The 8,279-nt window shown below is 60.7% G+C and carries 10 protein-coding genes; 8 read left to right on the plus strand and 2 right to left on the minus strand.

Features of this window, described 5'->3' with window-relative positions; genetic code table 11:
- Window positions 1-59: 59 nt before the first annotated feature.
- Together IAE77_RS03780 and IAE77_RS03785 are read left to right on the plus strand one after the other, a co-directional pair.
- On the plus strand, window positions 60-518 hold the full coding sequence (locus IAE77_RS03780; RefSeq protein ID WP_294222057.1) for a DUF2452 domain-containing protein: 459 nt from the start codon (window positions 60-62) through the stop codon (window positions 516-518).
- Window positions 518-1,768: a valine--pyruvate transaminase gene (locus IAE77_RS03785; RefSeq protein WP_294222060.1), complete on the plus strand. Its 1,251-nt coding sequence runs from the start codon at window positions 518-520 to the stop codon at window positions 1,766-1,768. Before IAE77_RS03780 ends, IAE77_RS03785 begins: the two co-directional genes overlap by 1 nt.
- A 24-nt stretch (window positions 1,769-1,792) precedes the next feature.
- On the opposite strand, the gene IAE77_RS03790 is transcribed toward IAE77_RS03785, so the two are convergent.
- Window positions 1,793-2,266 (minus strand): hypothetical protein, encoded by a 474-nt coding sequence (locus tag IAE77_RS03790; protein ID WP_294222064.1) that lies wholly within the window; start codon window positions 2,264-2,266, stop codon window positions 1,793-1,795.
- Window positions 2,267-2,332: 66 nt separating this feature from the next.
- Between IAE77_RS03790 and IAE77_RS03795 the strand changes: the two genes are divergently transcribed.
- Genes IAE77_RS03795 through IAE77_RS03820 form a run of 6 tightly spaced genes read left to right on the plus strand, consistent with a single transcriptional unit; the run spans window position 2,333 to window position 7,221 of the window.
- The gene (locus IAE77_RS03795; RefSeq protein ID WP_294222067.1) at window positions 2,333-2,581 is read left to right on the plus strand and encodes a hypothetical protein; all 249 of its coding nucleotides are present in this window, start codon (window positions 2,333-2,335) and stop codon (window positions 2,579-2,581) included.
- Window positions 2,578-3,036, plus strand: coding sequence for a PIN domain-containing protein (locus IAE77_RS03800; RefSeq protein WP_294222070.1), 459 nt, complete (start codon window positions 2,578-2,580; stop codon window positions 3,034-3,036). The genes IAE77_RS03795 and IAE77_RS03800 overlap by 4 nt, the downstream gene beginning before the upstream one ends.
- A gap of 22 nt (window positions 3,037-3,058) precedes the next feature.
- Window positions 3,059-3,736: a metallophosphoesterase gene (locus IAE77_RS03805; protein WP_294222073.1), complete on the plus strand. Its 678-nt coding sequence runs from the start codon at window positions 3,059-3,061 to the stop codon at window positions 3,734-3,736.
- A gap of 16 nt (window positions 3,737-3,752) precedes the next feature.
- The gene (locus tag IAE77_RS03810; RefSeq protein WP_294222076.1) at window positions 3,753-4,676 is read left to right on the plus strand and encodes an SAM-dependent methyltransferase; all 924 of its coding nucleotides are present in this window, start codon (window positions 3,753-3,755) and stop codon (window positions 4,674-4,676) included.
- Between the two features lie 12 nt (window positions 4,677-4,688).
- Window positions 4,689-6,107 (plus strand): TonB-dependent receptor, encoded by a 1,419-nt coding sequence (locus IAE77_RS03815; RefSeq protein WP_294222081.1) that lies wholly within the window; start codon window positions 4,689-4,691, stop codon window positions 6,105-6,107.
- 49 nt (window positions 6,108-6,156) lie between these two features.
- Window positions 6,157-7,221 carry an HD domain-containing protein gene (locus IAE77_RS03820; protein WP_294222084.1) on the plus strand — a complete coding sequence of 355 codons (1,065 nt, stop codon included), beginning with the start codon at window positions 6,157-6,159 and terminating at the stop codon, window positions 7,219-7,221.
- A gap of 9 nt (window positions 7,222-7,230) precedes the next feature.
- Here IAE77_RS03820 and IAE77_RS03825 read toward each other — a convergent pair.
- Window positions 7,231-8,279, minus strand: a 1,049-nt coding sequence (locus tag IAE77_RS03825; RefSeq protein ID WP_294222087.1) for a site-2 protease family protein, incomplete at its 5' end; no start/stop codon positions are given.

Below are 8,279 nucleotides of genomic sequence, written 5' to 3' on the forward strand. Positions count from 1 at the left end.
ACAACGATTCCGTATTTCAATTCAAAGCACGGTTGCATCCAGTTCCCGCCATCCCACCCTTGAAAGACGAACTTTCCCCTGTTGTGGACCCCATCGACACCGCCCTGAAAGCCCCCGAGCCGCGCGGCAACTATCTTTCCTACCCCGCCTCCCGCCTGGGGGCCAAAATCATCCCGCAGGACCTCACGAACTTCAAATCCCGTGGCGTGTCCCGTGTCGAACGCGAATTGCAGCAGGAGATGCTGGAGATCCAGGAGCGCTACATGGAGGTCATCGACGCCTTCAACTGGAACAAACTCATCTACGAGAGCTTGTTTGGTTTTGAGCCAGTCTGCGGCGAGGTGTATCATCTCTACGATGTGAATGGGAAGCGCCACCTCAGCATGATCGAGCCCGAAAAGTGGCATCAGCGTTGGATTGGCAGCTTCCGGCTCAATGCCGACGGCCGCTGGCAGATCGAAAAGACCGCCAAGGACTTTGACATCCGCCAGTGGGTGCAGACCGTCGTGCAAAGCTGATGCAACCCATCTTTTCCGACCTCGGCCAGCGCCTCGCCGGCCCCAGCGGCATCCAGGAGCTCATGGATGACTGCGGAGCCGCCCTCACCACGCATCCAGACATGCGCATGCTCGGCGGCGGCCAGCCTGCTGCCATTCCCGAGGTGCAAAAGCTCTGGCGCGAACGCATGCACGCCATGCTCGATGACGGCAGCATCGACAAAACGCTGCTCAATTACGATCCGCCCGGCGGCAATCCCGTCTTCCGCGAAGCCTTTGCCGCGTTTCTGCAGCGCGAGTGCGGTTGGGACGTCACGCAGGACAACATCGCCGTGATGCCGAGCTCGCAAAGCGCCTGCTTCCTGCTCTTCAACCTCCTCGCAGGCGACACAGCCGGCAAGAAGCGCCGCATCCTCTTCCCGCTGCTGCCCGAATACATCGGCTATGCGAATCAGGCACTCAGCGAAGGCCAGTTCATCGCCTGCCTGCCACGCATCGACGAAACCGCGCCGCACGAGATAAAATACCACGTCGATTTCGACCGCCTGCGCATCACGCCAGACATCGCCGCGATGTGCGTGAGCTGCCCGACCAATCCCACCGGCAACGTCCTCACCCAAAACGAGTTCGACAGCCTCCAAGCGCTGGCCGCTGCGCATGGCATCCCGCTCATCATCGACAACGCCTACGGCCATCCCTTCCCTGGCGTCATTCACAACGGCTTCCAGCCGAAGTGGCAGCCCGGCATGATCTTCAGCATCAGCATGAGCAAGGTCGGCCTCCCTGGCGTGCGCACCGCCATGATCGTGGCCGATCCGGCCATCGTGAAGGCCCTGTCGAACATGAACGCCATCGTTTCCCTCGCGAATGGCAACCTCGGCCAGGCCCTTCTCCTCCCGCTGCTCAAAGACGACACGCTCATCAAGCTTGGCCCGCAGGTCATCCGTCCCTTCTACCGGGAACGCTCCGACTTCGCCAAGTCCGTGCTCTCCAACGCCCTTGGCGACCGCGTTCCATGGGCGCTGCACAGGCAGGAGGGCGCCTTCTTCCTTTGGCTCTGGATCAACGGCCTGCCGATTCCTGCGAAGCAGCTCTATGCACGTCTGAAGGAGCGGAAAGTCCTCGTCATTCCCGGCCATTACTTCGCCTACGGCATCGACAAGGAGTGGCGCCACCCTCATGAATGCCTGCGCCTCACCTACTCGCAGCCGCAACGCATTGTGCAGGAAGGCCTGGAGATCATCGCGGAGGAGGTGAAGAGCTTGTTTTGAAGCTCTCGATGAGCCGCGCACTCGTTATTTACTCTGAGTCTCCTTGGTCTTCTGATGCTCGATCCACTCGATCATCGCCTTCATGCGCTTTTGGGAGGCCGTATCCAGCGCATTGCAGATGTGCACGATTACTGTCAGCACCCAAAAGAGCCGATACCAAGCATCCTGCCAGATCACGTCCAACCAATTACTCGCGCACAACAACCCGATGCCGATCCAAAACACAGGTTCAAACAGCGCCGGATGCGCCATTTCCTTCTTCAGCCGCTCCTCGAACTCTCGCTCCTGCTTCTTGATTTCGAGCACCGACAAACCTTTCTGAAACCACGCTTCGCTGTTCGCATCGTTATCGGGAGGTGACTCGCTGGGTGCTTTCATAAAGGCTGAGGTTAACATTGCGCGACCTCGCGTCAATTTGTCCGCAAGATTGGCGAAACACGGATCGAAGCGCGTAAAGCGCACCTCATTCGCCTTCACATCCTCAACAACCTCTATCAAGAGTGTCCGGTTTTGAAACGCAATTTTCCTTCGCCTTTGGCGCTACCAGAAGGTATATACCAAGCCATGAGCGCACGAGCCAAGGTATTCATGAACGGTCGCAGTCAGGCCATCCGGCTGCCGAAGGACTTTCGAGTCTCTGGTGGCGTCGTCACTTTAAAGAAGGTGCCAGAGGGCATCCTCATCACGGAGCGCGATCCGTGGGATGCCTGTGAGGAGGCTTGCGGGGAGCTTTCGGACTCGTTCTTTCAGGTCATGGAAGGTCGCAACAAGGGACTCAAACTCGAAAAACGCGCCTGGCGTGATGAGGCATGATGTATCTGCTCGACACCGATACCGTCATCCTGATGATGCGGGGCGCCAGCATCACCGCCCCAAAGTCGGAAAAGCAGCGTGAACGCCGCGAGACGGGGCTGCGAATCCTCGGTGCGTGTAGAAGACAGGCGATGACGGGAGATGTGATCGCGCTTTCCGCCATCACCATCTCCGAACTGGAATATGGTGCCTGCGGCGCGGATGACCCTACCGCCGAACGAGCACGCATGCAGCGCGTATTGTCTCCTTTTGCGCGCTTTGACTACAAGGCCACGGACGCGCCCCGTCAATATGGAGTGGTGCGAAGCGCCCTGGAGTCCAAGGGGCGGAGCATCGGCCCGAATGACCTCTTGATCGCCGCGCATGCCCTGGCTCTCTCCGCCGTGCTGGTGACAAACAACACGAAGGAGTTCCGCCGCGTCCGAGGGCTGGCCTGTGAGAATTGGGCCGTGTAAGCAGGACTGCTTCTTCCTCCCCGTGCGCCTCCACATCCTCAAGTGGATCCTGCGGAACTTCACCGACGTGCCAGTCATTTACATCAGCGGGAACCACGAATACTACGGAGAGAACTATCCTTCGCTGCTCGACAAGCTCCGCGACATGGCCCGCGGCACAAACGTCCACTTTTTGGAGAATGAAGCGGTGACGATCGGCCACATTCGCTTCTTTGGCTGTACACTCTGGACAGACATGGCGCTCATGGGCGACTGGGAACTCGGCTGCGTGGCGGCAGAGGCCGTCATGAACGACTACAAACGGATTCGCAACTCGGCCATTGGCTACAAGCGCCTTTCGCCGCGCAACACACGCCATGCCCATTTAGTGTCCGTTCAGGCCATGAGAGCTTTTTTGGAGGCGGGTGACTCGCGCTCGTCCGTCATCATCACACATCATGCGCCGTCTTTGCGCTCGCTGCCGGATCATCGCCGCTCGGAAGAGATCAGTTGCGCTTATGCGTCGGATCTGGAGTCCCTGATCGTGCAGCACCAGCCCCAGCTTTGGGTTCACGGCCACATTCATCATTCGAACGACTTCCAGATCGGTGAAACCCGGGTGCTTTCGAATCCAAGAGCCTACCCGGACAAGCCGAATCCTGCCTTCAAGCCAGATATGCTGGTGGAGGTCAAACCGCCATTGGGTCCCTCAAGTGTCTGAGCCCTTCTCCAGTTTCATGGCCCGCGCGCTGTTCGATCCGGAACGCGGCTACTACACGCGTCACATCCAGACGGTGGGCGCACGCGGGGATTTCTCCACATCTGCCACGCTATCACCGAGTCTCGGGGCGGCGATTGCTGCGTGGATCAAAGCGGAATCGCGCATCCAGCCACGTTTGCGTCATGTGATTGAGATCGGTGCCGGTGATGGATCGCTCATGCACAGCGTGCGGAAGGCTCTCGGCTGGTGGACGCGGCGTCGGTTCACATTTCATATCGTCGAGACTTCTCCCGTGCTGCGTGAGCAGCAGCAAAAGCGCCTCGGCAGCCAGGTTCACTGGCACACGGACATCGAATCCGCGCTCGCCCAGGCTCAGGGTCACGCGTTCATCTATCACAACGAACTGCTTGATGCCTTTCCCGCCACGCTGGTGCAGTGGAGTGCCGCTGAGCAACGCTGGTTCGAGGTCTGGGTTCCGGAGTCACTCCACCCGCACGAGATCGACGCGGCGCACTACAGCGTTCTCCGTCACACGGCCTTCAAAGACGGCCAGCGCTGCGAGATGCATCCCAGCATCCGCGACTGGCTGCGAAACTGGACACCGCAGTGGAAAGGCGGCGCGATGCTCAGCATCGACTACGGCGATGAATTTCCGCAGCTCTACCATCGGCGGCCGCACGGCACGCTGCGTGCTTATCTGCTGCATCAACGGCTCACCGGAGCCGACATCTATGCCAACCCCGGCCGCCAGGACATCACTGCCGACATCAATTTCACCGACTACGCCGCGTGGCTGCGTGAGTTCGGTGCCACGCAGATCACCTGCCACACACTCGCCGACCTCCTCCGGCCGCACGGCGCTCCACCGCAGCTTCTGGATGCCGAGGGTGCCGGAAGTGCCTTCAAATGCCTCGTGCATCGCCCTCAGGCATGCGCATGATGATTTACCCGCATGAATTCCGCCATCGAACGCCCTGGGACGCTTGAGAAAGCGCTCAAGATCAATCTCGCGCACACCATCTACGGCACCTTTGCGGAAATCGGCGCGGGACAGGAGATCGCCAACTGGTTCTTCCGTGCGGGTGGTGCGTCCGGAACGGTCGCCAAGACCATGTCCGCCTATGACATGATCATCAGTGACGAGATCTATGGCAAGGCGACGCGCTATGTCTCACGCCAGCGCATGTGCTCGATGCTCGACCACGAGTATCCAATGCTCATCCAGCGCCTGAACGCGAAACGTGGCACCACCACGACCTTCTTCACGCTCGCCGACACGGTTCGCGCCAAATCCTATCGCGACACGAAGGAGGAATGCCACGGCTGGCTCGGCCTGCGTTTTCAAACCGAGCCCTGCGGCCCCAGCAACGACATCCAGCTTCACGTTCGTCTGCTGGATGATTCAAATGCCCGCCAGTCGGACGCGCTGGGCAAACTGGGGGTCAATCTGCTCTATGCCGCGTTTCATCTGCGCGAGGATCTGCCCACCTTTCTGCAAAGCCTGCTGGATGATCTCACCCGGAAGCGGGTCGAGATCGACATGATCGACTTCAGCGGGCCTGTCTTCGCCGCCTCCCAGTTCCAGGACCGTCTCGTGGCCCTCCAGCTCGTGCGTCACGGCCTGGCCGACGCCGCGTTGTTCGGCGCGAACGGCGAAATCTGGCAGGCTTCTGATGTCTTCTACAAAAAACCCGTCTTCCTCAAGCGCGGCAGCTTTGATCCCATCACGAAGCTGAATCTCGACATGATCGAGCGCGGTCAGGCGGCGTTTCAGGCCGATTTTGGTGATGGCGCCCGCGACAACGTCGAAATCCTCGAAATCACCATGCACAACCTCCTCGCCGGAGGTGCCGAGGTGCCGGACACCGAGTTCCTCGCGCGTGCTGATGTCCTGCAGGCACTTGGAAAAAACGTGCTCATCTCACGCTACCCCGAGTTCCACCGTGTCAGCAGCTATCTCGCCCGCCACACGCAGTGCCCCATCGGCATCGTGCTGGGTCTCCCGCTGTTCCAGGAGCTGTTCAACGAACGCTGGTGCACGGATCTCGAAGGCGGGCTGCTGGAGGCCTTTGGCCGTCTCTTCAAGAATCAGGTGCGGGTGTATGTGTATCCGATGGGTGATCCGATGACGGGAAAGGTGCGTGGTCTCAATGACGCGCACGTCACACCGGAGCAGAAGCATCTGCTGCGCTACTTGATCGACACGAAGTGCGTCCGGCCGCTGGAGGAGCCGAACCAGGCCTTCCTCTTCCGCACCAGCGCGGAAGTGCGGAACATGATCCACGCCCGTGATCCGCACTGGCGTGCCTTGGTGCCTGAAATCGTGCTCGAACAAGGTCCGTGGCGTGACATCGGCGGCGAAGCAGCCTGAGAGGCTTCGTCCTTGACGATTCGCGTGAATCGCGGCCAAGCTCGGAAGCATGGAAGACGCCCTCGCCGACGACCTCGACCTCATCACGATCACGCAGCTCCGCCAGGTCGCGAATCAATCGCCCCAGCCCTATCGCCTGCATGTGCAGGTGGAGTCACGGCTGGAGAAGACGACAAGCACAGGAAGTCCGTTTTTTGAAATCAAACTCGTCGATGCGGCGGATTCGCTGCTGTGGCGTGTGTTCGACAACAATCCGCAGTTTCACGAGCTCTCTAAGCTCGGCCGGAACGCCTTCATCCAGATCGCCGGACAGTGGGTGGATGGCAAATACGGCCTGGAGCCGCGCCAGGTGCAGTTCCGGGCGTTGTCGGAGGACGAAGCAGGCACCTTGCTGCTCGGCGATCCCGATCTGGCCGCGCGGCAGCAGGCGGATTACGCCGACATCGTGGCGTTTGTGGGGTCGATTCGCGATCCACGGCTTCTGAAGCTGTGTTCCGTGTTTCTGGAGCGTCATGGCGAGCGTTTCCGGCGCACGGGAGCCGCGCGCAGAAACCATCACGCGCGCCGCGGCGGGCTGGTGGAGCACGTGGCGCAGATGATGCGCTGCGCGGTGGCAGTCGCGGGCGTTTATCCGAACTTGAACCGCGATTTGATGATCGCAGGCGTGCTGTTTCACGATTGCGGCAAGCTGTGGGAGAATGTGTATGCCGAATCCGGCTTCACCATGCCCTACAACCTCACCGCCGAGATGCTCGGGCACATCCCGCTGGGCCTGGAGCTGGTGAACAAGCTTTGGCGTGACGTGATGGACGCCGCCGATGCCGCCCAATGGACCACGCTGGAGCCTGCGTCGGAAACGGTGCGCCTGCATCTGCTGCATCTCATCGCGGCGCATCATGGCACGCATGAGTTTGGTTCCCCGGTGCTGCCGAAGACGCCGGAGGCGGTCGCATTGCACCATGTCGATAACATCGACGCGAAACTGGAGATGTTCCGCCGCGCCTACGAGACCGGCAAGGAGCTCGGTGCCGGCATCATCGAGAAATTCGTGCCCTGGCCGGTGAACATCGTCGCGCCGCTGCCGGCGGTGAATCTGCCGGCCAGGACGGATTGAGCCGCTGCATCACGCGCCGCGTGCCTTCATCAGCGCCGCGCGAACCATGAGCGTCTCGCCGATGTTTTCCGCGGTGAGGAGGCCGACCAGCTCGCCGCTGGTTGGATCGGTCACGGGAAGAGCGGAGCATTCGCTGCTGGAAAGCGCGTCCATCGCCTGTGGGAGGTCCATCAAAGGATGCGTGGAGGACGGACAGCGGCGCATGACGCCCACCACGGGCTGTTCGGGGCCTTTTTCCGCGAGTGCTGCGATCAGATCGTGGCGCGTGAGCATGCCCTGCATGCCGCCGTGGATGTCCAGCACTGGAAAGTCCTGCTGCACGCCAGCGAGGAGCAGTTCTACCCCGTTCCGGAGCACGGCGTCAGGCGGCAGGGTGCGGAACTCTGTCAGCATCGCGTCACGCACGCGCAAGTAACGCGTGGCCTCCTGCTGGGTGACGGCGGCTGCCTCCTGTCCTGCGGCCATGAAGATGAAAAAGCAGATCAGCAGCAGCATCGGGTGGAAGGCGACCTGGTTCAGCAGCATCGCGACGACCACGATCATGGCGATCGCCTGCCCGATGGTCGCTGCCAGCCGTGTGGCCTTGCCGTAATCGAGGAACAAGGCGCAGAGGGCACGCAGCACACGGCCGCCATCCATCGGAAAGGCCGGAATGAGGTTGAAGACGACCATGAAGACATTCCAGACCATGATCTTCTCGAAGAAGTGCCCCGTTTTGCCGAAGTCGTAGGAAGGATCAAAACCCGCCTGAATGCCTGCGATGAGATAAATGGCTGCGGCGATGATCACATTGACCAACGGGCCGCAAATGGCGACGACCAGCTCCTGCGAAGGCTTCCGCGGCATGTGCTCCAGCCGTGCGATGCCGCCGATGGGCAGCAGCGTGATGTCAGGCGTGCGGATGCCATAGCCGCGGGCCGCCAGCACGTGGCCGAACTCATGCAGCACGACGCAGGCGAACATGACGACGATGAAAAGCATCAGTTCGATCGCGAGCGCCGGGCCCTGGGTCAGCAGACCCTGGCCTGCGACAAACAGCAGCAGCAGGAAGAAGGTGG

The sequence above is a fragment of the Prosthecobacter sp. genome (assembly GCF_014879935.1).
Taxonomy (GTDB): Bacteria; Verrucomicrobiota; Verrucomicrobiia; order Verrucomicrobiales; family Verrucomicrobiaceae; genus Prosthecobacter.

Bases quoted from the DNA above. Each gene is read 5' to 3' on its own strand.
- IAE77_RS03820 (WP_294222084.1), top strand. From the start codon at position 6,157: ATGGAAGACGCCCTCGCCGACGACCTCGACCTCATCACGATCACGCAG.
- IAE77_RS03795 (WP_294222067.1), top strand. From the start codon at position 2,333: ATGAGCGCACGAGCCAAGGTATTCATGAACGGTCGCAGTCAGGCCATC.
- IAE77_RS03800 (WP_294222070.1), top strand. From the start codon at position 2,578: ATGATGTATCTGCTCGACACCGATACCGTCATCCTGATGATGCGGGGC.
- IAE77_RS03815 (WP_294222081.1), top strand. From the start codon at position 4,689: ATGAATTCCGCCATCGAACGCCCTGGGACGCTTGAGAAAGCGCTCAAG.
- IAE77_RS03785 (WP_294222060.1), top strand. From the start codon at position 518: ATGCAACCCATCTTTTCCGACCTCGGCCAGCGCCTCGCCGGCCCCAGC.
- IAE77_RS03810 (WP_294222076.1), top strand. From the start codon at position 3,753: ATGGCCCGCGCGCTGTTCGATCCGGAACGCGGCTACTACACGCGTCAC.